Below are 26,327 nucleotides of genomic sequence, written 5' to 3'. Positions count from 1 at the left end.
TCTAGTTTTATCGAATTTCAGCATGTATTTTTAGAATGCTGAATGTCCTGTGATATCCAATCCTGTGATAAGAAGATGTATATCATGTGTGCCTTCGTAGGTAACGACGCTTTCTAGATTCATCATATGCCGCATTATACTGTATTCCCCAGTAATTCCCATAGCGCCTAAGATCTGGCGTGCATCTCTGGCTATTTTTAAAGCCATATCAACGTTATTTCTTTTAGCCATGGATATTTGGGCTGAAGTTGCCTTTCCTTGATTTTTGAGTGTGCCAAGGCGCCAGGCTAGTAATTGAGCTTTTGTAATTTCAGTGATCATTTCTGCCAGCTTTTTTTGCTGAAGTTGTTTTACAGCGATGGGTTTACCAAACTGGATCCTCTCTTTTGCATAGCGCAATGCTGTATCATAACAATCCATAGCGGCACCAATGGCACCCCAAGCGATACCGTAACGAGCAGAATCGAGACAACCAAGCGGTGCACCCAATCCATTTTTATTTGGCAACAGGTTTTCCTTTGGTATTTTTACATTATTAAAGATCAACTCTCCGGTAGCACTTGCTCTTAGCGACCACTTATTATGAGTCTCTGGTGTAGAAAATCCATCCATCCCACGTTCAACAATAAGTCCGTGAATTCGATCTTCTTCATTTTTTGCCCATACAATAGCAATATCTGCAAAAGGAGCGTTAGAGATCCATAGTTTTGCTCCGTTAAGCAAATAATGATCTCCTTTATCTTTAAAATTGGTTAACATTCCACTAGGATTCGATCCAAAATCAGGTTCAGTTAAGCCAAAGCAGCCAATTAATTCGCCAGAGGCTAGTTTAGGGAGATATTTTTTTCTTTGTTCTTCAGATCCATAAGCGAAAATAGGATACATTACCAAAGAAGATTGTACAGATGCTGTAGATCGTATACCGCTATCGCCTCTTTCAATCTCTTGCATTATGATTCCGTATGAGATCTGGTCTAGGCCCGCACCACCATAATCTTCAGGAATATAAGGTCCAAAAGCTCCAATTTCAGCTAAACCATTTAATAAAATCTTTGGGAATTCGGCTTTTTGTGCAGCATCTTCTATTATTGGGCTTACTTCTTTTTTTACCCAAGAACGAGTTGCTTCGCGAACCATTTTATGTTCGTCGTTCAATAAGTCATCGATATTATAATAATCGGGAGCAGTAAAAAGATCTGTTTTCATTTTAGTTGACTTATTATCTATTATAAAATTAGTATTGAAATTACGGAATAACTACTATAGAACAAATTTTATTGATATATTTTATGTAAATAGGTTTCTTTTTAATTCCATAATAATTACAGTTTAGCTAATCAATATGCAGGTTATTGTTAAGCTGTTGCTTAATCTGTATAATTAGCTTTATATTTGGAGATTATATTACTATATGACATTTAAAGAACTGGGTATTATAGACCCAATCTCAAGGGCGTTAGAAGATAAAGGTTATTCTGAGCCTACTCCCATTCAGCAACAAGCTATTCCAATCTTATTAAAAGGAAAAGACTTACTAGGATCTGCTCAAACAGGTACGGGGAAAACTGCGGCTTTTACAATTCCTATTTTACAAAGATTGGTAGAGGGTGACCCGCCAAAGGGTAAAAGAAAAATAAGAGTGCTTATCATTACACCAACAAGAGAGTTGGCTATTCAGATAGCAGATAATATCGATACGTATTCAAAATATACAGACATTCGAAATACGGTGATTTTTGGTGGAGTAAAGCAACATCAGCAGGTAAGAAAAATACAGAGTGGAATAGATATTTTAACAGCAACACCTGGAAGGTTATTAGATTTGATTAATCAGGGTTTTATATCGCTAAATAATATTGAACATTTTGTGCTTGATGAAGCTGACCAGATGTTGGATATGGGGTTTGTACATGAGATAAAAAAAATTCTCAAAAAGTTACCTAAGGAGCGTCAATCGCTGTTTTTCTCTGCCACTATGCCGAAGTCTATTATCGAACTTTCAAGGCAAATTTTAGGTGATTTTGAGCGTGTAAAGATCGCGCCTCAACAAACTACGGCAGAGCGTGTAGATCAAGAAATTTATTTTGTGCCAAAACAGAATAAGGTTAAGCTGCTTGTTCATTTGTTGAAAACGGCTTCTTTTGATACCGTAATTGTATTTTCTAGAACTAAGCATGGGGCGAATAAAATTGTAAAGAAATTGAGTCAGGCTGGTATTGATTCCGCAGCAATTCATGGTAATAAATCGCAGAATCAACGGCAAAATGTGTTGAATGACTTTAAGGATGGAAAAATCAAAGTTTTGGTGGCGACAGATATTGCTGCCAGAGGTATAGATGTATCTCAGCTTTCACTTGTAGTGCAGTTTGATTTGCCAAATGTAGCAGAAACATACGTACATAGGATAGGAAGAACAGGTCGTGCCAAAGCTAGCGGAAGTGCGATCGCTTTTTGTGATATTGAAGAACGACCTTATTTAAAATCTATAGAAAAACTTATCGATCAGCGGTTGCCGGTTATAGATGATCATGATTTTAAAGAAATATCTGCAGAAGCAAAGGCCGCTCAAAGTGCTGGCAAATCGCCAAAAAAGCCAAGAATTAATTCTGGAAGGAAAACAAATCCGAGACGCAAAAAATAGTTTTGTCCTATAATAGAGATTACTAGTTTCGTTTATCTACGAATCGGGGATATTTTCTTGATGAATGATTTAAAGATTTTATCTTGAATGAATTACCTACATGGCAAGGTAAAAATCTTTAACTAAGTTCTTGTAAGCTTCAGTGTATTGGTGTCTATTAATTTCTATGACTAGCTCGTCTTTTTCAGTTTTTGTATTATCAAAACCAAGTAATAACAGACATCTTTTAATTTCTGAATCTTGGTGGCCTTTTACATAAGTGATTTTTTTAGGGAATAATTGAAAGTTTTCTGCTGTAGTTAGGAAACTTTCTTCTTGATTCTTCGGAATGATAACTGCTAGAGTTCCATTTTCGGAAAGTAGATAGGTCGAGCCTTCAAGTAGAAGCTCAAAAGGTAGTGCATCCTGAAAACGTGCCATATCGCGTTCTTTAGATGTGGTTTTATAGTCTGCGTTGTAGAAGGGAGGATTAGATATAATAAGATCGTATTTTTCTTCATCCTGCATTTCTTCAACAAATTCTCCAAATTCTGCGTGGTAGCAAAAAAGACGATCACCCCAATCGCTGGCTTCAAAATTTTCCACAGCTTGCTCGTACGCGTTTTCGTCGATTTCTAAGGCGTCTATAAGTTGTGCGGGGGAGCGTTGTGCAAGCATAAGTGCGATAATGCCTGTGCCGGTACCAACATCTAGTATGCTGTTTATATTTTCAGGAAGGTCTACCCAGGCGCCAAGAAGTACGCCATCGGTGCCGATTTTCATTGCGCATCTATCCTGATGAACTTCAAATTCTTTAAATTGGAATGGTTTTTTGGACATGGTTTGAAAATAAAAAAACCGCTTCAATTGAAGCGGTTTTTGATAAAATATTTTAAAAAGAAATTACTCTCCTAAAGCAACTCTTTCAAAAGCAACTACAGTAAGATCTGAATCTACAGATTTTACATATTGTGCAACAGATTGTTTGTTGTCTTTAATAAAAGCCTGGTTTACTAAAGTGTTATCTTTAAAGTAACGCTTTATTTTTCCTTTAGCAATGTTATCTAACATTTCTTCTGGTTTACCTTCAGCTCTTAATTGATCTTTAGCAATTTCTACTTCTTTATCAATTATAGTCTGGTCGATACCTTCCTCATTAAGAGCAACTGGATTCATTGCAGCCGCCTGCATAGAAACATCTTTAGCAGCATCCTCAGCACCTTCTACATTTTTAGAAAGACCTGTTAAAACAGCAATTTTGTTACCAGCGTGAATGTAAGAACCTACAAATGGAGCTTCTAAAGTTTTAAAAGCACCAATTTCGATTTTCTCTCCAATTACACCGGTTTGTTCAGTTAATTTATCTTGAACTGAAATTCCGTTGTAATCTGCAGCTAAAAGTTCTTCTTTAGTAGAAACAGTTAATGCAAGATCTGCGAAATCATTTGCTAATTTTACGAAGTCATCGTTTTTAGCAACGAAATCTGTTTCACAGTTAAGAGAGATAACAGCTCCTTTAGAATTGTCTGCATTTACTTTTGCAATTGCAGCACCTTCAGCAGAATCTCTATCGGCTCTCTTAGCAGCTACTTTTTGTCCTTTTTTACGAAGAACTTCAATAGCCTTATCAAAATCACCATCAACTTCCACAAGAGCTTTTTTACAGTCCATCATTCCTGCTCCTGTAGCTTTTCTTAATTTATTTACTTCAGCGGCGGTTATCTTTGCCATAGTTGTTTTAGTTTTTAATGAATAAGTCGCTTAGTTCATTCTGCAAAGAAAAAAACTAAACGACTCATAGAATTTACCAAAATGTTATTTTATTCTTCTTCGTTAGAAGATGCTTTCTTTAAAGTTTCTTGCTTAGATTCTAATTTAACATCATTCTTAGCCTCACTCATGGCTTTTTGATCTGATGCATCTTTAGATGGAACTTCTCCTTCAGCTTTTGGCATTTTAGGAGCCGCTTTTTCGCTTTTACTTTCTTTATCAGCTTTCTTAGAATCTTTACCTGATTTTCTATCAGATAAACCTTCTACGATAGCATCTGAAACGTAAGAAACTACTTTGTTGATAGATTTTGAAGCATCATCGTTGGCAGGAATCAAATAATCCACCTCACGAGGATCTGAATTCGTGTCTACCATAGCAAAAATTGGAATGTTTAATTTTTGAGCTTCTTTAATAGCAATGTGTTCACGAGTAATGTCTACCACAAATAATGCACCTGGAAGTCTGGTCATATCTGCAATAGAACCTAAGTTTTTCTCTAACTTAGCTCTTAAACGATCTACCTGAAGACGTTCTTTTTTAGAAAGAGTGTTGAATGTACCGTCTTTCTTCATTCTATCGATAGAAGCCATTTTCTTAATAGCTTTACGGATAGTAACAAAGTTGGTAAGCATACCACCAGGCCATCTTTCAGTGATGTAAGGCATGTTTGCTTTTTCAGCTTGCTCTGCTACGATTTCTTTTGCTTGTTTTTTGGTAGCAACGAAAAGTATTTTTCTGCCGCTGGCTGCTATTTTCTTAAGGGCTTCACCAGCCTCTTCCATTTTAGCAGCACTTTTATATAAGTTGATGATGTGAATTCCGTTACGCTCCATATAGATGTAAGGAGCCATGTTTGGATTCCATCTTCTTGTAAGGTGTCCAAAATGTACACCTGCATCAAGTAATTCTTTAACTTCTACTTTGTTTGCCATTTTTGTAATAGTTTACGTTCTGTTGAGATAGCAACATTCAGGTGGCTACTTGTTTAAAGTATGGCCCTGATTGTTTAGATGCTAAACTAACTTCCAATCGTAATTGGAATAACAACAAAATTTTTAATTTAAATAAACTGTTTGGGTAACAACCCGGTAAATATTAACGTTTAGAGAACTGGAATTGCTTACGAGCTTTCTTCTGACCGAATTTCTTACGCTCTACCATTCTTGGATCTCTTGTAAGTAATCCTTCTGGTTTAAGTGCTCCTTTGTTTTCTTCGTTAAGCTCTACCATTGCTCTAGATAAAGCAAGACGGATAGCCTCAGCCTGTCCAGTGATTCCTCCACCATATACATTTACTTTTACATCAAAAGTACCAGCAGTTTCAGTAAGATTGAAAGGTTGGTTTACTTTGTATTGTAACGTACTTGTTGTGAAGTAATCGTTAAGATCTTTTTTGTTTACAGTGATGTTTCCATTTCCTTCAGAAACATATACACGTGCAACAGCCGTTTTTCTACGGCCAATTTTGTGAATAACTTCCATTACTTAAGATCGTTTAAGTTAATAGTTTTCGGTTTTTGAGCCTCATGATCGTGCTGAGTTCCAGAATAAACCTTTAAATTACGGAAAAGAGCTGATCCTAGTTTGTTCTTAGGAAGCATTCCTTTTACTGCTTTTTCAATAAGACGCTCTGGCGCTTTTGTAAATAATTCTGAAGCAGTTAGACTTCTCTGTCCACCTGGATAACCTGTGTGACGGATGTATTCTTTAGCATCCCACTTTTTTCCAGTTAAGTTGATTTTCTCTGCGTTGATAACAATTACATTGTCTCCGCAATCAACGTGTGGGGTGAAGTCTGCCTTGTGCTTACCTCTAATGATTTTTGCAACCTTAGATGATAGGCGGCCTAAAGTCTGTCCTTCAGCATCTACAAGTACCCATTCTTTGGTTACTGTCGCCTTATTGGCTGATACTGTTTTGTAGCTTAATGTGTCCACACTAATTAAATTTACTTGTTATTAAACATTCCATTCCTGAACCCCAAAGTTGTAGCAAGGGGAAATTCAGGGGGTGCAAATGTACAATTATAAATTTATATAGCAAACATCATTTTTATCTAAAATTTATTGGAAGCGATTTGATAGTCAAAGATATACGTTTTAAGCTCTAATGTGCTTGTCTCTCTCTTCTGAAAAGTAGGGTACAATGATTATTCAAAAATAGATTTTTGATGTTAAAGCTAAAAACTTTGAAATTTTTCGAAATCTAATTCTCACTATATCTTTCCATTGGCTTAACATATAGTTCCTGAACGAGTATAATAATAATAAGCATAAGCGGAGTAGCAAATATAACTCCCCATATACCTGTTAATGCTCCAACAAAAATTTGAGAAATAATTATTAGAGCTGGTGGTATTTTAATAAGTCTTTGTTGAGCTCTTGGAGTAATAAAGCTACTTTCAAACAATTGTATTGCTGAATACATAATCACGACGATAAGTGCTGTAGTAGGGTCTTCAGTAAGTGCAACTAGCACTGCAGGAATCATTGCTGCTAAAGGACCAAAGTTTGGTATAAAATTTAAAACTCCTGCTATAATAGCTAATGTGAGCCACATAGGCATCCCCAAAATGGCCAGGCCAATTGCTGTTAATACAAATACGGCAAACATGGCAATAAATTTACCAGCTAGCCATTTTGTCAGTCCGTTTACTAGCCGTTCTAGGATGTCATTTGCTCTTTCCCTTTGTGAAGGAGGGATTAACTTAATTACTCCTTCTTTATAAATGTATGGCGAAACCGTAAAAAAGATACCTATTAATAATATGATATAGATATCACCAATTCCTCCAAAAGTGGTCATAAAAAACCTGGAAAGAAATTCTGGTACTTTTTCTGAAGATTGAATTTGTTCCAGTTGCATAGAAACTTCGCGTCCCAATCTACTTCCGTTGAGTGAATTTTGGGCATTTTCTAATAGCTTTGGGAAAGTTTCTTCCATTTTTGCAATTTCAGAAGAAACGGTTGCTCCAATAAGCCAGGATAAGCCAGCGACAATTAGAATCACGCCAATAACTGCTGTTAAAAGCGAAATTTTAGAACTCCAGGAAGTTTTTTTATGTATTAAGTCTCCCAAACCTCTGAAAAAGCAAGCGATAAGACTTCCTGCAAGTATTAAGATAAGGATGTCGAATGTTGCTTCTAAAAGAAGAAGGATAATAGCAATTAAAGAGAATATTAGACCAACAATCCAAACTTTCTTAACGAAAGAATAGTGTGGTTCTGATGGTTTGTTGGCTGGCATTTTTTTGGTCTGGAATTAAAATTTCTTCCAAGTTATCAAAGTTTTGTCCCAACTATCTTAACGAATGCTTAATTTTAAGACATCAATAGCCGGATAATAACTTTAAGTTTTGTTCCAGAGACCTATGCTTGTATAAATTCTAAATTCTGTTTAATGCGCTTCCAGCCAATCTTGCCCCACTCCTAAATCAACATCTAAAGGAACTTCAAGTTGATAAGCACTTTCCATTTCAGATTTAATAAGCGTTTTTATTTTTTCCAATTCAGGTTTATAAACATCAAAAACCAATTCATCATGAACTTGAAGAAGCATTTTTGTTTCAAATTTTTCTTCTTTAAATTTTTTGTGAATATTGATCATTGCTATTTTGATAATATCCGCAGCACTTCCCTGGATAGGAGCGTTTACTGCATTACGTTCAGCAGCGCCTCTAACTACTGCATTCTGAGAATTGATATCTTTTAAATATCTTCTTCTGCCTAAAATTGTAGAAACATATCCGTTTTCTCTTGCATAAGCAACCTGATCTGCAATATAATTGCTGAGTTTTGGGTAGGTTTTGTAATAAGTGTCTATTAGTTCTTTAGATTCGGCTCTACTTAAACTTGTTTGATTGCTTAAACCAAAAGCAGAAACACCATATATAATCCCAAAATTTACGGTTTTTGCGTTACTACGTTGTTCTCGCGTAACTTCATCTAAGGGAACATTAAAAACCTGCGATGCGGTTGAAGCATGAATGTCTTCGCCATCTTTAAATGCTTTGATCATGGTTTCTTCTTCGCTTAGTGCAGCAATAATACGTAGTTCAATTTGAGAATAATCGGCAGCTAATAATATATAATCTTCGTTTCTGGGAACAAAAGCTTTTCTAACCTGTCTACCGCGTTCGGTACGAATTGGGATATTTTGCAAATTAGGGTTATTGGAGCTTAGTCTTCCGGTAGCTGCGATAGTTTGGACGTAATCGGTATGCACTCTGCCGGTTTTTTCAACCTGTCCCGGTAAAGCATCAACGTATGTGTTTTGTAGTTTTACGAGTCCGCGGTAATCTAAAACATATTGAACAATATGGTGTTCTGCGGCTAAATAAGAAAGAACATCTTCGCTGGTAGAGTATTGCCCGGTTTTTGTTTTCTTCGGTTTCTTAACTAAAGCTAATTTTTCAAAAAGGATAATCCCTAATTGCTTGGGAGAACTTATTTTGAATTCTTCCCCTGCTTCTTCATAAATTTTAGTCTCTAATTCTTTAATATCACGATCTAAAGCTTCAGAAAGTGAGTTCAGAAAATCTAAATCTAGATTTATTCCTTCAATTTCCATATCAGAAAGCACCTCGACTAGTGGCATTTCAATCTCGTCAAATAATTTGCGAGTATTAGCTTCAGCTAATTCTTTTTCAAAAAATTCTTTAAGCTGAAAGGTGATATCGGCATCTTCAGAAGCATATTCCGTTTGTTCGGCTAAAGGAACATCACGCATGCTTTTTTGATTTTTGCCTTTTTTACCAATTAATTCTGAAATGGGTTGCGGAGTATAATTTAGATAGGTTTCGGCTAAAATATCCATATTATGGCGCATATCAGGATTAATTAGGTAATGGGCGATCATGGTGTCGAAAGTCTTCCCTTTAATCTTTATGCCATATTTATCTAGAACTTTGATATCATATTTTAGGTTTTGGCCTATTTTTTCAATTTTAGGATCTTCAAAGAAAGGGCGTAGCAATTCGATAAGATTCTGCGCTTTTTCAGCATCTTCTTCAAACGGAATATAATATCCTTTACCGGCTTCCCAAGAGAACGCTATTCCTACCAATTGGGCTTCAAGTGGATTAAGACTTGTGGTTTCAGTATCAAAACAAACCGATTTTTGCTTCATTAATTTCTGAAGGAACAATCGGATTGCCAAACCGGTATCTACTTTTTGGTAAACGTGCGCCGTATCCTTTAGCGTTTTTCTGCTATTGCTATCCTCTATTTTTTCTGAATTATCGCCTCCGAATAAAGAAAATTGTCCCGCACCTGCGACTTTAGCATTTTTCTTGGCTGATGGAGAATTGGTGACCTGAGTTTGATTGCTTTCGGTTTCTCCGCTAAATAATTTTATAAATTGATCTTTAAGTCTTCGAAACTCCAGTTCGTCAAAAATTGACTGTACTTTTTCTGAATCTGGCATTGAAAGTTCGTAGTCTTCAGCATGAAATTTCACATCACAATCGATAATTATTCTGGCAAGTTTTTTTGATAAAATTCCTTGTTCAGCATTCGCTTCAACTTTCTCTTTCATCTTGCCTTTTAGCTTATCGGTATTCGCTAAGAGTTCTTCCATAGAACCAAACTGTTTCAGGAATTTTTTGGCGGTTTTCTCACCAACACCAGGAAGACCAGGAATGTTATCTACAGCATCGCCCATCATTCCTAAAAAGTCAATTACCTGTTCTGGTCGCTCAACTTCAAATTTTTTCTGAACTTCTGGAATTCCCCAAATTTCGATACCGTTGCCCATTCTAGCCGGGCGATACATGAAAATATTTTCTGAAACTAACTGTGCAAAATCCTTATCGGGAGTAACCATAAAAACTTGGTAATCCTCTTTTTCGGCTTGTTTTGCCAAAGTACCTATAATATCATCGGCTTCGCAACCGGGAAGTTCTACAACGGGGATATGCATGGCTTTCAGAATATCCTGAATTATGGGAATAGCTTCCTGAATTGGCTCTGGTGTAGCATCTCTGTTGGCTTTATAATCTGAAAAAAGTTCGGTTCTTAGTTCGCTTCCTTCTTTGTCGAAGCACACCGCCAGGTGGTCTGGTTTTTCTCTTCTTATAACATCAAAAAGAGAATTCATAAATCCCATTATTGCTGAAGTGTCGAATCCTTTAGAATTTATTCTGGGATTTTTTATAAAAGCATAGTATCCACGGAAGATTAATGCGTACGCATCTACTAAGAAAAGTCTTTTTTGAGCAGCCATATTTACTGAAAAATTTATCTGTATCTTCCCAAAACTACGAAGATAATATTATACAAAAAGAAAACCGTTCATTTTTATGAACGGTTTTTATATATGTTGTTGATCTTATTTGTCTTAAACTTCTACTTGTCTCTTGCGGTTTATAAAACCATAAAAGAAGATATAAGCATACGCAATCATTACTAAAAAGAAAGCGATACCAAATCCAAATCTATCAGTCAAAAACCCGAAAGAAGGCGGTAATACTGCGCCACCAACGATCATGGTACATAAAACTCCCGATCCTTGTGGTTTATCGTCGCCTAGGCCATCTAGTGCTAAACTAAATATTGTTGGGAACATGATAGAATTAAATAATCCTACGGATATTATCGTAACCATGGCAACTATACCAACAGAAAGGTTAGAAATATTAATCATTAAAAAAGCACAAAGTGCGAATGCACATAAAACTAATGCGGGATTAAATTTCTTGGTTAAATACGACCCTATAAATCGGCCAATCATAGCGGCTGTCCAGTAGAATGTGACGAATACACCAACTACGGCCATATTGCTGGCTTCTTCTAGGCCAGAATCTAATATCCATTGAGCGATATTACGTAAAAAAGGAGTGGATTTTATAATTTCAGATAACTCCAGGTTCAAAAAGTAATTTACCATATAGCTTCCCAGAGCTACCTCGGCGCCTACGTAGAAAAATATCCCGAAAGCTCCCATCACCAGATTTCTATTTTTTAGAACATTTCTGTAATCATTAGAAGCTGCTTTATCTCCTACTTTGGGTAGATTAACAAATGCAAAAACTAAAGCGATTACTGCTATAAAAATAGCGATGCCAACAAATGGTTTTTGTACCGCGCCTGCTTCAGAAATATAATAAGCTTTTTGCTGAGCAGCAGATAATGCTTCAATTTCGGCAGTTGTCATTACTTTATCTTTCAGAATAAATAATGCGCCAATTGCAGGAGCTATTGCAGTTCCTAAGGCATTAAATGCCTGGGAAAGATTCAATCTACTTGAAGCCGATTTTTCGGGACCCAGTATAGTTACGTATGGATTAGCTGCTACCTGAAGAATAGTTATTCCTCCTGCTAGAACAAAGTAACCTACCATAAAGACCCAGAAAACTCTAAAGGACGCTGCCGGCCAAAACAACAAACAACCAGCGGCCATAGTGCTTAGACCTAAGATTATTCCCTTTTTATAACCAATTTTGGATAGAATATAACCTGCAGGGATAGAAAGCAAAAAGAAGGCTCCAAAAAAAGCAAACTGCACCATGCCTGCCTGAAAGTAGCTTAAAGTAAATACTTCTTTTAATCTAGGAATTAAGGAGTCTACTAATACTGTAATAAATCCCCAAAGGAAAAATAAAATAGTTAAGAAAATAAATGCGGTACGATGCGACTTGTTTGTGTTGTTACTCATAGTTAATTAAGACTTTCCTTTAAAGAAAGCTTTTACATTTTACATTTTCATTTTCATTGTCCTGATACTTGGCGTAAGAAAAACCGTCGTGAATGGCATATCCGCCAACCTCTCCATTTTTGTTTATAGCAATAAAGCAAGCCTGGAAATCTTTATGATTGGCATTCTTTTTTACAATGCGCTCTACTGCTTCCTTACATGCTTGTTGTGGAGATCGACCGTTTCTCATTAACTCTACCACTAAAAAGCTGCCTACGCTTTTCATAATAGCTTCTCCCATACCGGTAGCAGCTGCGCCGCCAACTTCGTTATCTACAAATAAACCAGAACCAATAATTGGGGAATCTCCAACACGGCCATTCATTTTATAAGCTAAGCCAGAAGTGGTACATGCACCTGCGATATCACCATCTTTATCCATGCAAAGCATGCCTATCGTATCGTGATTCTCGATGTTAATGATTGGTTTATACTCTTTTTCTTTAAGCCATTCTTTCCAGGCTTTTTCAGAATTTTCGGTTAGTAGGTTCTTCTTTTTAAATCCGTTTTGGATAGCAAACTGTAAAGCACCTTCTCCTGCTAGCATAACATGCGGAGTCTGTTCCATAACCTTTCTTGCTACAGAGACAGGGTGTTCAATATTTTTAAGATAAACCACAGATCCTGCATTTCCTTCTGGATCCATTATGCAGGCGTCTAAAGTTACATTTCCGTCACGGTCTGGAGCACCTCCATTACCTACGGTTGTATTTTTTAAGTTAGCTTCTTCAACCATTACACCTTGTTCTACAGCGTCAAGTGCAGATGTTCCTTTGTTTAAAAGTTCTCCGGCTTTTTTTGTTGCTTCATGGAAATTCCATGTCGCAATAGCAATGGGAAGAGATGCTTCTCTTGATGTTTTGATTTCGGAAATATTCTGGGCGAAAATAGAGGGGGTGGCACTTATCGCAGCTCCCGTGATTCCTGCCTTTTTTATAAAGTTTCTACGTTTCATAGTGCGTAGCTATAAGGTTTTAGCTGAAATTAAGCTGGAAAGGTAGAGTTTACGGGGTAAATTTACAATGTTAGCGCTGTTAATTTTAAGGAATTTTGATTTTAAGGCTAGTGTTTACAAGGCTTATTACGTTAAATTAATTTTAAAGAAGGATAATAAAGAATTGATTAAAAGTACCTTCGTTGAAAATCTCCTAGAATTATGCGATGGCTGCTATTTATTGCTTTCTATTTGCTTATTGATATTTATGCTTATCAAGCTTTAAGAAGTTTGAACCGTTCTTGGTGGCTTACTATAATCTATATCCTTGTTAGTATCGCTGTGATTGGTAATTTTATCTATCAATGGCAAAGTGCAGGCGGAGGATTTTTTAGTGCAATTGGATTTGCTTTTGGGATCGTTCTTGCTTTTTTACTGGCTAAAATTGTTATCGTACTTTTTCTTTTTGGACAAGATATTACACGATTTTTTATTGGAGTTTTTAAAGCATTTTCTGGAAGTGGTTACAGCGCTCCCGGCAGGCGAAAATTTGTGAGTCAGCTCGCGCTTGGTCTAGCTGCGATTCCTTTTGTTTCTGTTTTGTATGGAATGTTTAAAGGGAAATACGATTTCAGAGTATTAAACTACACATTGCATTTTGAAGATCTTCCCGATGCTTTCGACGGTTACCGAATAGCCCAGATTAGTGATGTACATAGCGGTAGTTTTGATAATCATGAAAAGGTTTCCTACGGAATAGATTTACTTAATAAACAAAAAACCGATGTGGTCTTCTTTACGGGAGATTTAGTAAATAATATGGCTACTGAAATGAATGATTGGAAATCACTTTTCAGCACAATAAAAGCGAAAGATGGCGTTTATTCCATATTAGGAAATCACGATTACGGTGATTATGTAGATTGGAGTAGTGCGGAAGCAAAAGCGCAAAATCTGAAAAAATTAAAAGCTACGCATGCTGAGATGGGTTGGGATCTGCTACTTAACGAACATCGATATTTAGAAAAAAACGGGGAGAAAATCGCCGTTGTAGGTGTGGAAAATTGGGGAGGTGGACATTTTAAAAAAGCAGGAGATTTAGATCTTGCCGGTAAAAATGTTGCTGATAAAGATTTCAAAATATTGCTTAGTCATGATCCTTCTCACTGGCAGGAAAAAGTGAAGAATCATAATAAATTTTATCACTTAACGCTAAGTGGTCATACCCATGGTATGCAATTTGGAATAGAGATTCCCGGTTTTATAAAATGGAGTCCGGCGAAATATCGTTATAAAAACTGGGCGGGGATATACCAAGAGAATCAGCGGTATATTAATGTGAATCGTGGATTTGGTTATTTGGCTTTTCCCGGTAGAGTAGGGATATGGCCAGAGATTAGTGTAATAGAATTACGAAAAGGAAAAGCTTCAGCATAATAAGGATTAATTATTATATTTGATTAGCGTCTGGGAGTAGTGTTTAAAAGAAAGAAATCACCTTGTAATAAGGTGAATGTTGAAAAAAATAATATCTCGGTTTATCGAGTAAAGCGCAATTTTATGTCAAAATTTGGAGAACTAGTAGGGTCTAATATACCTGTACTTATCGATTTTTATACGGAATGGAATGAAGCTTCTGTAAATATGCATCCTATTTTGAGGGATGTTGCTTCCGCTGTTGGGGATAAAGCAAAAGTGATTAAGATCGATGTAGATAAAAATACACAATTGGCAGAAGCACTTCGTGTAAAAGGTTTGCCAACACTTATGATTTATAAAAATGGAGAAATGATGTGGCGGAAAAGTGGAGAACAAAAGGCAGAGGCTATTCTTTCGCGCTTAGAAGAATATTCTTAATAGATCGCTTTAAATTTCCAACCTTTTTTAGTGTATTCTTCTAATAGTCTTGGTAGTGCGTATTTCAGGTTTTTTTCAGCTTTTAAACTGTCGTGAAATACAACTATGCTGCCTGGACGTATTTGTTTTTTTGCATTTTTAAGGCATTTTTCTTCATCATATTTGGCATCAAAATCTCCCGTGATCACATCCCACATTACAATTTTGTAACCAAGTTTCGTAATTTCAGAAGCTTGTTTATTTTTAATCTTTCCGTAAGGTGGTCGAAACAATTTTTCTTCGGAAGTAAATAAATTCTGAAGCTGAGATTGTATAATATTCTCTGCTTTTCTGAAATTCTCTAAGTAATCTGAAGTGGATGTTTTCCAGCCATCCAAATGGTTGAATGTGTGATTTCCTATGGCATGTCCTTTCGCTTCAATTTGATGAAAAACTTCAGGATGCTTCCTAACATTGTCTCCTATACAGAAAAAAGTAGCTTTGGCTGTATACTTTTCAAGCTGTTCTAGTACCCACGGAGTAACTTCAGGAATAGGGCCGTCATCGAAACTTAGGTATAGTGTTTTTTCCGAAGAAATTCTGGAAAGTCTTTTTGGATAAAGCTTTTTTAGAATCCAGGGATATTTAAGTATAAAACGATTCATAAAAAAGAAGGTCTCAAAATATCGAATTTAGATATTCTGAGACCTTTTTATTTGTTTATTCAACAACATCAATCTTTAAGGAATCTTGTGCTGCTTGTCCCTGGTTAAGTTCCTGCTCTAATTCTTGCTGGCGTAATTGATCTGCCGGAGATACTTCAGGTTCGATACCTTCATCCTCTGCATAGAAATGCTGGAATTTCTTTAGGTAATTATTGAATTCTTCAGCTTTCTCTTTCATTATTTTTTCATCCTGATTTCTAACCAAAATGTCAACCAGACCGCGGTAACGCTCTACGTCGGTAAAAATTTCTTCAGCATATCTGCGCTGTCTCTCGAAATCCCAAGTGCTGTACCAATCCAGATTTTGCTTATATTTTTCAGCAACTTTATTCCAAAGATCTCGTGCTTTTTCGTCTTCTCCAACTTTGTAGTAGCCATTAATAAACGGTTCTAAAAGCGTGTAATATCCGTAATAATCTACCGGCATATTTTCCATTCCTAAATCCAGGATTTCTTTTGCACGTTCCTGGTCGCCTTCGTTTAATAGGTTTTCTATTAATCTCGCAAGATTGCTCCTGTAGGTGATGGAGTTTTTACGTGTTTCTGGGTCATGGTAAATATTTGGATCTCCCATATTACCCCAATCCCAGTTTTTCACCATATTGTACATCTTATCGGTATTTACCCTTCCCATATCAAATGGGTTTCTAGGATTAACCGGTGTTTTAATCGGTACAAGTTTGTAAGCTACTCCTTCTAGCTGAAGGTAGTCTTTCATCCATAAATAATCGTCATCGCCATAGCTTCCGCCGGTAAAATAGATTGGACGCTCCCAATTGTTGTTAGCAATAATGTCTAACATCAACAATCTGTTTTTATAGATGAGGTTAGAGCCTATTTCTATATCTATATGATCAACAACCTGGTCGGCTTCGCTAGGATCTACGATTCCGTTATCAATAACAGTTTGTTTATTTACCGGAATTCTAACGTGTTTAGAAGGATAGGTATTAAAAGTTTCGTTTTCAGAATATTCTAATTTGGTTCTGGCATCGTCGCTTTCAATGTAATTCATCCATTGTTTAATATTGAGCGTATCCTGAGTAATTTCTCTGCCGATCACAATATCATTTTGCCCGGAATAGAAATCATGCTCTAATTGCGAAGGTATCGGGTCGCTATCAAAAGCTTTGCGCTTCATCTGGTCGATATACCAATCGGTCGCAAATAAACTTGTGTTTACAACTCTAACGTCCATTCTATAGCGCTCCACCTGCTGTGCATACCAAAGCGCAAAGGTGTCGTTATCACCAATGGTAAATATAATACCATTTTCGTCTACAGAATCCAGATACATTTTGGCCATCGCTAATGCCGAATATTTATCAGAACGATCATGATCATCCCAGTTTTGGGCTGCCATGATAGCGGGTACAATTAACGAGACAGAAATCACCACAGGAGCGACTATTTTTGGCGATAAATAATGCTTCAGTTTGTCGTATATCGCGTAAACCCCAAAACCTATCCACATCGCAAATACGTAGAACGAACCTACTAATGCGTAATCTCTCTCTCGAGGTTCAAATGGTCTTTCATTCAGATAAATCTTAAGCGCTATACCTGTGAATAAGAAAAATACAAGTAATACCCAGAAGTTCTTTTTATCACGGTTTAAATGAAAAAAGAAACCAATAAAACCAAGTAAAAATGGTAAGAAATAATAGGTGTTTCTTGCCGGGTTGTCTTTAACATCATCAGGTAGATTATCCTGCGGCCCTAAGTGCCACTCGTCAATTGGTGTAATACCACTTAGCCAATTTCCATGTAAATCAGTATATTTTCCCTGAATATCATCTTGTCTCCCTACAAAATTCCACATAAAATATCTCCAATACATATAACCAATTTGGTATTCTAGTAAATAGGAAATATTAGCTGAGGGTGTAGGTTTTTCAACATCAATGTAATCACTAAATTGTTGAAGAAATTTATGATAGTCTGAGTTATCTAACTCTCCACTAGAATAGCGTTGTTTAAACTGAGAGATAGCTTGCATCAAACGTTCTTCACCCTGGTATTCTGGTTTAACGGTAAATTTAAGTGCTCCCGTTAAATCCATATAATTTGAAGCATGCTCTGTACTCCACATTCTTGGAAGGAAAGTTTTATGATCGTCATCCAGATTCTGCTTCGTATTTTTCCAATTATTGGTGATCACATACTTGCCAAGCTCTTCGTTTTTCTCGTATTTAGGTTTTTTATCGCTGTATGGATTGTCTTCATCTAAACCAGAATACATTTCAGACCATTGCGGGCCGTAAAATAAATGCGTTTCTCCGTATTGCTCTCTATTGTAATATGCAAGTAATTCACGCGCGTTATCAGGGCTGTTTTCATTAATAACAGTCGGTGCGTTAGAACGAATAGGTAGCATGATCCAACAAGAGAATCCTATTAAGATAAAGAGGATACAATGTAATAGTGTGTTTATTTCAGTTTTCTTATTTTTTATACTCCAATTAATTCCGAAGTAAAAAGCAGCAATAACGACTAAGAAAGCTACGATTGTACCCGTATTAAATGGCATCCCGAGTGAGTTCGTAAAGAAAACTTCGGAAGCTGAAAAGAACGTTAAGGTGTAAGGTAGTAATAATTTAAATATGAATAGTAATACTGCTACCACTACGACATTGGCAATGATGAAATTCTTTACGGTTACCTTTGGATAATTTTTAAAGAAATATAGAAAACCAATCGCTGGGATCGTTAAAAGTCCCATAAAATGAATCCCGAATGTTAGTCCTGTAACTAAAGATATTAAAATTAGCCATTTGTTTCCGCGAGATTCAAACATATCCCGTTCCCAAAGTAATCCAAGATAAAACATGAGGGACATAAGGCATGCCGCACCAGCGTAAACTTCAGCTTCTACAGCACTAAACCAAAAACTATCGGTAAAAGTGAAGGCTAAAGAGCCAACGGCTGCACTCCCAAGAACGGCAATTTGTCCAGAAATACTAAGCGTGTTCGCTGGTCCTGAAATTTTCCGGATAAGTAGAGAAACCGACCAGAAAATAAATAATACCGCAAATGCACTGGCCAATCCAGACATAAAGTTTACCATTAACGCTATATGTGCGTTATCGGGAGCAAAAGTAGAGAAAAAAGCTCCAAGCATTTGGTAAAGCGGCGCACCTGGCGGGTGGCCTACTTCTAAATTAGCTGAAGTTGCAATATATTCTCCTGCATCCCAAAAACTGGCTGTAGGTTCTAGAGTCGAGCTGTAGGTAAAAAGGGCGATAGCAAAAATCACCCAACCGGTGATTATATTCCACTTTTTAAAGTTGAATTTTGTCATTTTCGGTAATGTTGAATCTTGTGTGGCGAATTTAGTAATAAAATTAGGAACGTCTGTACAACGCTTATTTAAAGTATTTATTTTTTGCTGAATTTAGAAAAGTATTGAAGTTCTTAAATTTAGCATAATATTGGATAGTGCGTTTATGCTTATTTCAATTAAAAGTTGTATTTTTTTTAAAAAATATTTGTGGGAATGAAACTTTGTTTTAAATTTGCATCCGCATTACAGCAATGGCCTATGGTGTAACTGGCAACACGTCTGGTTTTGGTCCAGAAGAGTCTAGGTTCGAGCCCTAGTAGGCCAACAGAAAAAGCCCTCAAATTTTTTGAGGGCTTTTTTATTTTGATCAGGATTTGAATTCTATATATTTGAACTACTAATCCTAACCCGGAACCTAGAAATTATGTCGATCGAGGCAATTATAACGATATGTGTTATAGTTGGAGCAATTATACTTTTTGCTACCGAACTTTTATCTATTGACCTAGTAGCCTTATCGGTTATGCTGGTTTTAATTTTAAGTGGTGTTCTAACTCCACAGGAAGGAGTAAGAGGGTTTAGTAATACTGCTACTATCACCGTAGCTTTTATGTTTGTTTTAAGTGCTGCTTTGTTAAAAACTGGTGCGCTTCAGGTTATGGCACATCGATTATCCGGTATTTTTAGATATAAATTCAATGTAGGCATAATTTTGATGATGGTGCTTATAGCTTTTATTTCTGCATTCATTAATAATACACCAGTTGTTGCTGTATTTATTCCGGTAATTATTCAGATTGCTCATTCTTCCGGTCAAAGTCCCGCAAAAATGCTTATTCCGCTTTCTTTTGCCTCAATTTTCGGTGGAACTTGTACGCTTATAGGAACTTCCACAAATATTTTGGTAAATAGTATTTCTGAATCTGATGCGGGTATTTCGATTTCAATGTTCGATATGACTCCTTTGGGGCTAATTTTCCTGGTTGTTGGTATTTTATATATGATTGTTTTTGGAGTTAAAATATTACCTAATAGAAAAGTAAGTAAAGATCTCCGTGCAAAATTTCAGATGAGCGGTTACCTTACCGAAATTGAACTTTTAGAGGATTCTGGTTCCGTAGGGAAAAAAATAATGGACTCTGGTTTAGTGAAAGAATTGGAGATGGATATCATCGAAATTCGAAGAAATGACCAGAAGTTTACGCTCCCTGCAGGAGACTTTATCTTGCAAAGAGGAGATATCCTGAAAATACGATGCGATGTAGAGAAGATCAAGTCTTTAAAGGATCGAGCTAAGATAGTTATTGGTACTTCCATTCGAATTGGCGATGATGATTTAACTGGAACAAATTCTACCATAGTAGAACTTGTTTTAACAGCTAATTCTGAAATTGAAGGTAAAACTTTAAAATCTATGGATTTTAGAAGAAGGTATAGGGCTGTTCCTTTAGCTATTAGGCATCGCGAGGAGGTAAAACACGATCAACTTTACGATGTGAAATTAAAAGCTGGAGATGTAGTTCTTGCAGAGGTTAAAACGCATTACGTGAAGGAATTGCGTAAAAAAGGAAGTTCCCAAAAGGCGCCGTTTATTGTTCTTTCAGAAGATATGATAACCGATTTTGATAAGAAGAAGTTTTATACCGTGATTAGCGTAATATTAGGTGTAATTCTTTTAGCTACTTTTAATATTCTTGATATTATGGTAGGCGCTATATGCGGAGTGACTTTGTTGGTTCTTTTAAAAACAATATCTATGAAAGAAATGTATCAGGCGATTAACTGGAAAATTGTGTTTCTCTTGGCTGGTGCATTAAGTATGGGAACTGCTATGAGTAAAACAGGTCTAGATGAAATGATTGCTAATGGATTAATTAGCAGTTTAGGGAGTTGGGGACCGGTGGCTATTGTTTCGGGTTTATATTTGGTAACCTCAATGCTAACAGAAATTATGTCTAATAATGCAGCGGCAGCTTTATTGACTCCAATTGCGATTACTACAGCAGTAAATCTTGGTGTAGATCCTATGCCATTTTTGATGGCGATTATGTTCGCCGCTTCAGCAAGTTTTATGACGCCGGTTGGTTATCAAACCAATACAATGGTTTATAGTGCCGGGCAATATAAGTTTAAAGATTTTTTAAAAGTAGGTACACTACTTAATATTATCTTTTGGATAATAGCAACGATAATGATTCCGCTTTTATATCAATTTTGAAATTATTCTTCTAGATATAAATCGAATTCAATTTCAATTTCTTCTTTCACTTTAATTAAACCGAAAACTTTTTTAGGAGGTTCTAGTTTAAAATCATTGATATTTAGCAAAATTGTTCCTTTGTAATTTGAAGAAGCCTGATCTATTTTTACCGGCACTTGAAAAGTTTTTGCTATGCCGGCAATATTTATTTCTATAGTAATTAATGAAGAAGATAAATCTTTGAATTCTAATTTTTTCAAATTCAGAATAATATTAGGGTATTTTTCAGCTTTCATCAAAGCTTTAAAATCCTTGTTGATTGGTCGACTTCCGCAGTCAAAAGCTTTAGAATTTAGTTTTAAACTAGTGTTTTTGAAGAATAAGGTATTTTGTTTGCTTTGAAAAGAAACCCTTAGATATTCTGGTAGTTCTTTAGGGTCAAATTCGCAGCTAAAAGTATTGATGTTAGTATCGCCTGTAATTTTAAGATGGGAATCTTTATTGATTTTTAGGGTTTTATGTTCTAGGCTTTGAGCATTGTTTAATTGAATTCCGAAAAATGTGAAAAATAGTATGTATAAGAAAGTTTTCATTGCTAAGGGGATTTTAATGAAAAAATGAAAAAGGAGAGCGATAAATTCGTTCTCCTTTTTCTAAATTGAATTTATCTAAAAACTAATCACTGCTTCAATTGTTGCACCATTAAATTTACCTTCATTTAAAATGCTTGTTTGGTTAAAGTCATCGTAGTTTTGCACTACGTATTCAGCTTTCAATAGAATATTATCAGTCATAAACCAACCTGCGGCAGCTTGAAATCTGTTGATATTTACATCTTGTCCTGAAGGATCTTCTGCATCAACTACATTATAACGAGCGCCAACATAAATGTTTTCATCAAGTCCAAATCTATATATCAATTCACCAGCATATTGGTTAGCAGTTCTGTCATCAACTTCAGCACTAGCTTTTCCTGTGGCAGTTTCAATTGTTCCGAAGAATTCAAGACCTCTATATTTCACAAACGGGTTAATCATAATTGCAGTTATTGCGTTAGATAACTTAGGGTCGTATCTTGAAGCTCTAAAATCATCACTTTCACTACCTAATGCTTGCATTACATTATAATATCTAGCTCCTGCTCTATCTGCGCTGTATAGATATGTGTTTGGAATGTAGCCAGTATTGTACATAGATCCAGTAAGGCGAACGCGCAAATCGTTATTGATTTGTTTGTCGTATCCCAATTTCGCTAGGAACGATGCTCCACCGGTTTTGCCATAATCATTTTCGCTAACAGATTGATTTAATTTACCGTTGGTGAACCCTACCATTCCTATAAATCCGTTACGACGGTAATATAATTCAGCTCCTACTTCAGTAGTAAAGGCATCCATAATTAAGTTACCTACAAATGGGTTGTAAATTGCCTGTGCGTTATCAGATCTTCTAAAGTGAGCATCACCATAGTTGTTTTCCATGTGACCAATTTTAATAGTGGTGTATTTCATAACATCCTCTAAAAATCCTTCCTGCACAAAGTTAAGTTTGTCTACCAATAAATATCCTCCTTTTACATAAGGTTCGTGGTGGTGTCTTGAAGATAAGTATGTACGAAGATGCATTCTAACTCCATCATACAGGGCTACATCTAAATCGAAATTTGCGGTAGGAAGGTTAAAATTCTCGCCAATACCTTGTATTTGGTAACCTTCTATATTTGCATTTTCATTATCCAAAGCCTGGAATTGTAAAGCAAAGGCTCCTCCGATTCTAACTTTTAATCCATCAAAAGTAGTGGTGGTATCTTTTGGTGCTTCAAAAACATTGACACCATTTTTATCTGGTTCGCGATAATTATCTAGATTTCGATTGTCTTGAGCTTGTATATTTACTCCTAGGAATAAAGAGAAAGCAATAGCGGAGATTTTAAATATAGTTTTCATATTGTTTGATTTATGAATTAGTTATTGATTGAATTGAAAATTGAAGTTTACCGTTACCTCTTCACCTGTTTTAATGGTGCCCATCAAAGCTGTTGGAGGTTCTACACCGTAATCGGTCATGTTAATTGTCTGTTTTCCTGAAATTTTGATGTTTTGGTTAGAATTTTTTATACTTACTGGTATTGAAATTGTTTTAGACTTTCCATTCATTGTAAGGCTTCCAATCACCTTGTTTGATTGTACTTCTTTTGAAGTAAATTTTACTTTAGGATAATCATCTTCGTTTAATGCCTTGTACGCATTTTTATCCATGCCTCCTTTTCCGCTTTTTAGAGATTTAATTGGGATTTCAATTGTGATTTTAGAGACTTTTCCGTCTTTACTTTCTATGTGTCCAACGGCATTTTTAGAAGTCATTTCCCAATCATGAATATTAGATGTTCCTTCTACCAAAATGTTAGAAGTAATCGATTTAAGATTCTGGCTGTTTACATTAAATCCTGTGAAAATTATAAGGATTAAAGTGATCAATGAATAATTAAGGGATTTAGTTCTCATGACTTATTTGTTTTGTTTGATACAAATTTCTCATATTAAGCCTGAAGAATTTATGATTAATGTCATGTTTTGCTGAAATCACGCGGTATTTATGAGGAGTTATTAACTATTTCGATATAGTTGTTTTTTCTTTTTAGTATTAATAAGCCATGAAAATTTTTACACTTTCTTTTATTGAATTTTATTAATTGATTTATATTTACAGCTTCATTTTTGAAGCTATGATTCATTTAGAAACTTCCCCACTTAAGGTTTCTTTAATTATTCCCCAAAAGATAGCTTCTATTTCAAACCAGTGATTTATTATGTCTTGGTATGTAGTAATAACAAAGCCTAAGTCTGAAATTAGAGTGGCTAAAGCTCTAAAGGAAATGGGGATTGAGGTCTTTTGTCCCGTAATAGAAGAAGTACGGCAATGGAGTGATCGTAAAAAGAAGTTCACTGTTCCTTTATTTCGAACATATATTTTTGTGAATTTATTAGAAAAGGATCGTTCTGTAGTTTTTGATGTACCAGGGGTCGTAAAATATTTATTTTGGTTAGGAAAGCCGGCTAAAGTTCGTAAGAATGAAATTGAAATGATCAAAGAGTGGTTGGGCAATGAAACTGTTCACAATATTAGAGTTTCACAATATAAACCGGGTGAAAATTTCAAGATTAAAAAAGGAGCTTTTAAAGATAAAACGGCTTTTGTTCAGGAATTAAATAAAACAAAATTAAAGCTTGTTCTGCCAGATTTAGGAATATTTTTAACTGCTGATATAAATGAAGTTATTTGAATTTATGAATATCATATTATTCTGAATTTAACTATTTAATTAATGAATATTTCTTGATATCACCAGAGTGTTTTTAAATATATAGTAATAGTAAAAAAATGTTAAATTTTAGTTTTGTTGAATTAACATTTATTTATAGGTTAGTGTACTCTAAATAAATAGTTTTGGAGCTCGATTTAACTAAAGGTTGAATCAATTTTATACATAATACAGCTTCTTTTTTTATGAATTGAAGTTTCGAATAAACTACTTGGGCGATTTAAATCTGTGACTCTTGCGGCGAAGCCGTATAAAATTTTATCTTTAAAGTAAAATAATCAGTTAAAATATGGGCGCTACTTATCATGTTGTATTAACCGGGGGGGTGGGAAGCCGTTTATGGCCACTATCCAGAAAATCCAGACCCAAACAGTATTTAGAAATTTTTAAGAATGATTCTTTATTTGAGCTTGCTGTTAAACGCAATCAGAAATTTTCTGATGGATTGATAGTGGTAGGAAACAGGAATAATCGCAATCTTTCAATTAGAAGTCTGGAAAAACTTGGAGTTGATAATTATTATGAAATAGTCGAAGCCATTCCACGAAATACTGCTCCAGCTATTGCCTTTGCAGCATTTCAGGTAAATCCAGATGATATATTGGTGGTCACACCTGCCGATCATATTATCAAGGCAGGTCAATTTTATGATAAAGCAGTTTCTAAGGCTATAGAGTTAGCTAAATCAGATAATATTGTAACATTTGGTGTAAAACCAACAAGGCCAGAAACTGGTTATGGGTATATTGAAAGTGATGGGCAATCGGTACTTTCTTTCCGCGAAAAGCCCAATTTAGAGACCGCGAAAGATTTCTTGCATAAAGGTAATTTTTTATGGAATAGCGGAATGTTTTGCTTTAAAGCAGGGGTGTTTTTATCAGAACTTCAAAAATATGAACCTGAGGTTTATAATAATTCGAAGGAAGCTTTTGAAAAGGCGAATGATGGGATGCTTGATGAGGAATTGTCGATGCAAATCCCTTCTATAAGTGTCGATTATGCTGTAATGGAACGTAGTGAATTAATAAAGGTGGTTAATGCTGAATTCGACTGGAGCGACATGGGTAGCTTTGAAGCGGTATATGATTACTTTTTAGAGTCTGGTTATCCTGTAGATGAATATGGGAATATGGTTATTGGCTGCGATAAATTTACCGCTTTTGTTGGATTGAAAAATTGTATTTTCATAAATACTGATGATGCTATTTTGATCTTGTCGAAAAAAGCTTCGCAAGATGTCAAAGGGGTTTATCAACAACTGGTAGATAAAAATTCACCTTTAATCCAATAAAAATATTCAATTCTGCTTTTATTTTTAAGTTGCTAACTTTTTAAGTAGAATAGATTAATATGAGTAATATTATTCCACATAAATATGAAATTTCTGTTTCCGAAAGAGCTTCTTTAAAAAGTCAGAGGCCAATTGCAGTGTGGTTTAGCGGTCTTTCAGGATCTGGCAAATCTACCTTGGCAAATCTGCTGGAGAAAAAACTTTTTTCTGAAGGTTTTCATACGTACACATTGGACGGGGATAATATTAGGTGTGGACTCAATAGAGATCTAGGGTTTGATCAAGAATCCAGAAATGAAAACATTAGAAGAATAGCTGAAGTTTGTAAATTGTTTTTGGATAGTGGTTTAATTGTGATTGCTGCATTTATAACCCCTAAAAAAATTGATCGGAACATTATAAAATCAACTCTTGGTGATGCATGTATAGAGATTTTTGTTGATACGCCAATAGAGATTTGTGAGAAAAGAGATGTTAAAGGTCTATATAAAAAGGCAAGGCAGGGAGAGATAAGAAATTTTACAGGAGTTACCTGTGAGTTTGAGAAGCCTACAGCACCAGATTTGCATGTAGAAACTCAAAAGGAAGAAATAGAAGAAAGCATTCGGAGAATATTTCAGTATATTCACGACCGAATAATTGAAAAATGAT

At 35.6% G+C, this 26,327-nt stretch carries 22 protein-coding genes and 1 tRNA gene; 8 read left to right on the top strand and 15 right to left on the bottom strand.

Going from position 1 to position 26,327, the window contains the following annotated elements; translation table 11 throughout:
- Window positions 1-30: 30 nt before the first annotated feature.
- Window positions 31-1,206 (bottom strand): acyl-CoA dehydrogenase family protein, encoded by a 1,176-nt coding sequence (locus PBT89_RS15375; RefSeq protein ID WP_270062610.1) that lies wholly within the window; start codon window positions 1,204-1,206, stop codon window positions 31-33.
- 205 nt (window positions 1,207-1,411) lie between these two features.
- Between PBT89_RS15375 and PBT89_RS15370 the strand changes: the two genes are divergently transcribed.
- The gene (locus PBT89_RS15370; RefSeq protein WP_270062609.1) at window positions 1,412-2,641 is read left to right on the top strand and encodes a DEAD/DEAH box helicase; all 1,230 of its coding nucleotides are present in this window, start codon (window positions 1,412-1,414) and stop codon (window positions 2,639-2,641) included.
- A 96-nt stretch (window positions 2,642-2,737) separates the two neighbouring features.
- Here PBT89_RS15370 and PBT89_RS15365 read toward each other — a convergent pair whose 3' ends face one another.
- The 9 genes from PBT89_RS15365 to PBT89_RS15325 form a co-directional block, all read right to left on the bottom strand.
- A complete protein-coding gene (locus PBT89_RS15365) occupies window positions 2,738-3,460 on the bottom strand; it encodes a tRNA1(Val) (adenine(37)-N6)-methyltransferase (RefSeq protein WP_270062608.1) in 723 nt (240 codons plus the stop codon).
- Window positions 3,461-3,523: 63 nt separating this feature from the next.
- The gene (gene tsf / locus PBT89_RS15360) at window positions 3,524-4,351 is read right to left on the bottom strand and encodes a translation elongation factor Ts (RefSeq protein WP_270060040.1); all 828 of its coding nucleotides are present in this window, start codon (window positions 4,349-4,351) and stop codon (window positions 3,524-3,526) included.
- Window positions 4,352-4,440: 89 nt separating this feature from the next.
- A complete protein-coding gene (rpsB, locus tag PBT89_RS15355) occupies window positions 4,441-5,325 on the bottom strand; it encodes a 30S ribosomal protein S2 (protein ID WP_270060041.1) in 885 nt (294 codons plus the stop codon).
- Window positions 5,326-5,488: 163 nt separating this feature from the next.
- The gene (gene rpsI, locus PBT89_RS15350) at window positions 5,489-5,875 is read right to left on the bottom strand and encodes a 30S ribosomal protein S9 (RefSeq protein ID WP_270060042.1); all 387 of its coding nucleotides are present in this window, start codon (window positions 5,873-5,875) and stop codon (window positions 5,489-5,491) included.
- Window positions 5,875-6,330, bottom strand: a complete 456-nt coding sequence (gene rplM / locus PBT89_RS15345) for a 50S ribosomal protein L13 (RefSeq protein WP_270060043.1) — start codon at window positions 6,328-6,330, stop codon at window positions 5,875-5,877. The genes rpsI and rplM overlap by 1 nt, the downstream gene beginning before the upstream one ends.
- A gap of 268 nt (window positions 6,331-6,598) precedes the next feature.
- Window positions 6,599-7,639, bottom strand: coding sequence for an AI-2E family transporter (locus PBT89_RS15340; protein ID WP_270062607.1), 1,041 nt, complete (start codon window positions 7,637-7,639; stop codon window positions 6,599-6,601).
- Between the two features lie 150 nt (window positions 7,640-7,789).
- A complete protein-coding gene (gene polA, locus PBT89_RS15335; RefSeq protein WP_270062606.1) occupies window positions 7,790-10,615 on the bottom strand; it encodes a DNA polymerase I in 2,826 nt (941 codons plus the stop codon).
- A gap of 114 nt (window positions 10,616-10,729) precedes the next feature.
- Entirely contained in the window at window positions 10,730-12,046 is a 1,317-nt protein-coding gene (locus tag PBT89_RS15330) for a sugar MFS transporter (protein WP_270062605.1), read from the bottom strand.
- Window positions 12,047-12,065: 19 nt separating this feature from the next.
- On the bottom strand, window positions 12,066-13,040 hold the full coding sequence (locus PBT89_RS15325; RefSeq protein WP_270062604.1) for an isoaspartyl peptidase/L-asparaginase family protein: 975 nt from the start codon (window positions 13,038-13,040) through the stop codon (window positions 12,066-12,068).
- Window positions 13,041-13,241: 201 nt separating this feature from the next.
- On the opposite strand from PBT89_RS15325, the gene PBT89_RS15320 reads away from it, so the two are divergent.
- Window positions 13,242-14,456 (top strand): metallophosphoesterase, encoded by a 1,215-nt coding sequence (locus tag PBT89_RS15320; RefSeq protein WP_270062603.1) that lies wholly within the window; start codon window positions 13,242-13,244, stop codon window positions 14,454-14,456.
- Window positions 14,457-14,579: 123 nt separating this feature from the next.
- The gene (locus tag PBT89_RS15315; protein ID WP_270060049.1) at window positions 14,580-14,876 is read left to right on the top strand and encodes a thioredoxin family protein; all 297 of its coding nucleotides are present in this window, start codon (window positions 14,580-14,582) and stop codon (window positions 14,874-14,876) included.
- Here the strand turns inward: PBT89_RS15315 and PBT89_RS15310 are convergent.
- Window positions 14,873-15,520, bottom strand: coding sequence for a polysaccharide deacetylase family protein (locus PBT89_RS15310; protein ID WP_270062602.1), 648 nt, complete (start codon window positions 15,518-15,520; stop codon window positions 14,873-14,875). The genes PBT89_RS15315 and PBT89_RS15310 overlap by 4 nt on opposite strands.
- Before the next feature lie 55 nt (window positions 15,521-15,575).
- Window positions 15,576-18,881: a glycosyltransferase family 117 protein gene (locus tag PBT89_RS15305; RefSeq protein WP_270062601.1), complete on the bottom strand. Its 3,306-nt coding sequence runs from the start codon at window positions 18,879-18,881 to the stop codon at window positions 15,576-15,578.
- A gap of 234 nt (window positions 18,882-19,115) precedes the next feature.
- Here PBT89_RS15305 and PBT89_RS15300 point away from each other — a divergent pair.
- Together PBT89_RS15300 and PBT89_RS15295 are read left to right on the top strand one after the other, a co-directional pair.
- A tRNA-Gln gene (locus PBT89_RS15300) sits at window positions 19,116-19,188 on the top strand.
- A 99-nt stretch (window positions 19,189-19,287) separates the two neighbouring features.
- Complete coding sequence (locus tag PBT89_RS15295) at window positions 19,288-21,081, top strand: SLC13 family permease (protein WP_270062600.1); 1,794 nt, start codon at window positions 19,288-19,290, stop codon at window positions 21,079-21,081.
- Between the two features lie 2 nt (window positions 21,082-21,083).
- Here PBT89_RS15295 and PBT89_RS15290 read toward each other — a convergent pair whose 3' ends face one another.
- From PBT89_RS15290 to PBT89_RS15280, 3 genes are all read right to left on the bottom strand, one after another.
- On the bottom strand, window positions 21,084-21,656 hold the full coding sequence (locus PBT89_RS15290) for a YceI family protein (protein ID WP_270062599.1): 573 nt from the start codon (window positions 21,654-21,656) through the stop codon (window positions 21,084-21,086).
- Between the two features lie 75 nt (window positions 21,657-21,731).
- A complete protein-coding gene (locus PBT89_RS15285; protein ID WP_270062598.1) occupies window positions 21,732-23,009 on the bottom strand; it encodes a hypothetical protein in 1,278 nt (425 codons plus the stop codon).
- 21 nt (window positions 23,010-23,030) lie between these two features.
- On the bottom strand, window positions 23,031-23,567 hold the full coding sequence (locus tag PBT89_RS15280; RefSeq protein ID WP_270062597.1) for a YceI family protein: 537 nt from the start codon (window positions 23,565-23,567) through the stop codon (window positions 23,031-23,033).
- 305 nt (window positions 23,568-23,872) lie between these two features.
- Between PBT89_RS15280 and PBT89_RS15275 the strand changes: the two genes are divergently transcribed.
- The 3 genes from PBT89_RS15275 to cysC all read left to right on the top strand — a co-directional run bounded on the left by PBT89_RS15275 (window position 23,873) and on the right by cysC (window position 26,326).
- Window positions 23,873-24,346, top strand: a complete 474-nt coding sequence (locus tag PBT89_RS15275) for a UpxY family transcription antiterminator (RefSeq protein WP_270062596.1) — start codon at window positions 23,873-23,875, stop codon at window positions 24,344-24,346.
- Between the two features lie 328 nt (window positions 24,347-24,674).
- Complete coding sequence (locus PBT89_RS15270; RefSeq protein ID WP_270062595.1) at window positions 24,675-25,676, top strand: mannose-1-phosphate guanylyltransferase; 1,002 nt, start codon at window positions 24,675-24,677, stop codon at window positions 25,674-25,676.
- A 59-nt stretch (window positions 25,677-25,735) separates the two neighbouring features.
- A complete protein-coding gene (gene cysC / locus PBT89_RS15265) occupies window positions 25,736-26,326 on the top strand; it encodes an adenylyl-sulfate kinase (RefSeq protein ID WP_270062594.1) in 591 nt (196 codons plus the stop codon).
- Window position 26,327 lies beyond the last annotated feature (1 nt).

This window comes from Zunongwangia sp. HRR-M8 (assembly GCF_027594405.1).
Classification (GTDB): Bacteria; Bacteroidota; Bacteroidia; order Flavobacteriales; family Flavobacteriaceae; genus Zunongwangia.
The sequence above is the reverse complement of the archived record's forward strand: the minus strand, read 5'-3'. Positions and strand labels throughout refer to the sequence as shown.

Excerpts from the sequence above, each read along its gene's own strand:
- PBT89_RS15375 (WP_270062610.1), bottom strand. The coding sequence starts at position 1,206 with ATGAAAACAGATCTTTTTACTGCTCCCGATTATTATAATATCGATGAC.
- PBT89_RS15370 (WP_270062609.1), top strand. The coding sequence starts at position 1,412 with ATGACATTTAAAGAACTGGGTATTATAGACCCAATCTCAAGGGCGTTA.
- PBT89_RS15365 (WP_270062608.1), bottom strand. The coding sequence starts at position 3,460 with ATGTCCAAAAAACCATTCCAATTTAAAGAATTTGAAGTTCATCAGGAT.
- tsf (WP_270060040.1), bottom strand. The coding sequence starts at position 4,351 with ATGGCAAAGATAACCGCCGCTGAAGTAAATAAATTAAGAAAAGCTACA.
- rpsB (WP_270060041.1), bottom strand. The coding sequence starts at position 5,325 with ATGGCAAACAAAGTAGAAGTTAAAGAATTACTTGATGCAGGTGTACAT.
- rpsI (WP_270060042.1), bottom strand. The coding sequence starts at position 5,875 with ATGGAAGTTATTCACAAAATTGGCCGTAGAAAAACGGCTGTTGCACGT.
- PBT89_RS15340 (WP_270062607.1), bottom strand. The coding sequence starts at position 7,639 with ATGCCAGCCAACAAACCATCAGAACCACACTATTCTTTCGTTAAGAAA.
- polA (WP_270062606.1), bottom strand. The coding sequence starts at position 10,615 with ATGGCTGCTCAAAAAAGACTTTTCTTAGTAGATGCGTACGCATTAATC.
- PBT89_RS15330 (WP_270062605.1), bottom strand. The coding sequence starts at position 12,046 with ATGAGTAACAACACAAACAAGTCGCATCGTACCGCATTTATTTTCTTA.
- PBT89_RS15325 (WP_270062604.1), bottom strand. The coding sequence starts at position 13,040 with ATGAAACGTAGAAACTTTATAAAAAAGGCAGGAATCACGGGAGCTGCG.
- PBT89_RS15320 (WP_270062603.1), top strand. The coding sequence starts at position 13,242 with ATGCGATGGCTGCTATTTATTGCTTTCTATTTGCTTATTGATATTTAT.
- PBT89_RS15315 (WP_270060049.1), top strand. The coding sequence starts at position 14,580 with ATGTCAAAATTTGGAGAACTAGTAGGGTCTAATATACCTGTACTTATC.
- PBT89_RS15310 (WP_270062602.1), bottom strand. The coding sequence starts at position 15,520 with ATGAATCGTTTTATACTTAAATATCCCTGGATTCTAAAAAAGCTTTAT.
- PBT89_RS15305 (WP_270062601.1), bottom strand. The coding sequence starts at position 18,881 with ATGACAAAATTCAACTTTAAAAAGTGGAATATAATCACCGGTTGGGTG.
- PBT89_RS15295 (WP_270062600.1), top strand. The coding sequence starts at position 19,288 with ATGTCGATCGAGGCAATTATAACGATATGTGTTATAGTTGGAGCAATT.
- PBT89_RS15290 (WP_270062599.1), bottom strand. The coding sequence starts at position 21,656 with ATGAAAACTTTCTTATACATACTATTTTTCACATTTTTCGGAATTCAA.
- PBT89_RS15285 (WP_270062598.1), bottom strand. The coding sequence starts at position 23,009 with ATGAAAACTATATTTAAAATCTCCGCTATTGCTTTCTCTTTATTCCTA.
- PBT89_RS15280 (WP_270062597.1), bottom strand. The coding sequence starts at position 23,567 with ATGAGAACTAAATCCCTTAATTATTCATTGATCACTTTAATCCTTATA.
- PBT89_RS15275 (WP_270062596.1), top strand. The coding sequence starts at position 23,873 with ATGTCTTGGTATGTAGTAATAACAAAGCCTAAGTCTGAAATTAGAGTG.
- PBT89_RS15270 (WP_270062595.1), top strand. The coding sequence starts at position 24,675 with ATGGGCGCTACTTATCATGTTGTATTAACCGGGGGGGTGGGAAGCCGT.
- cysC (WP_270062594.1), top strand. The coding sequence starts at position 25,736 with ATGAGTAATATTATTCCACATAAATATGAAATTTCTGTTTCCGAAAGA.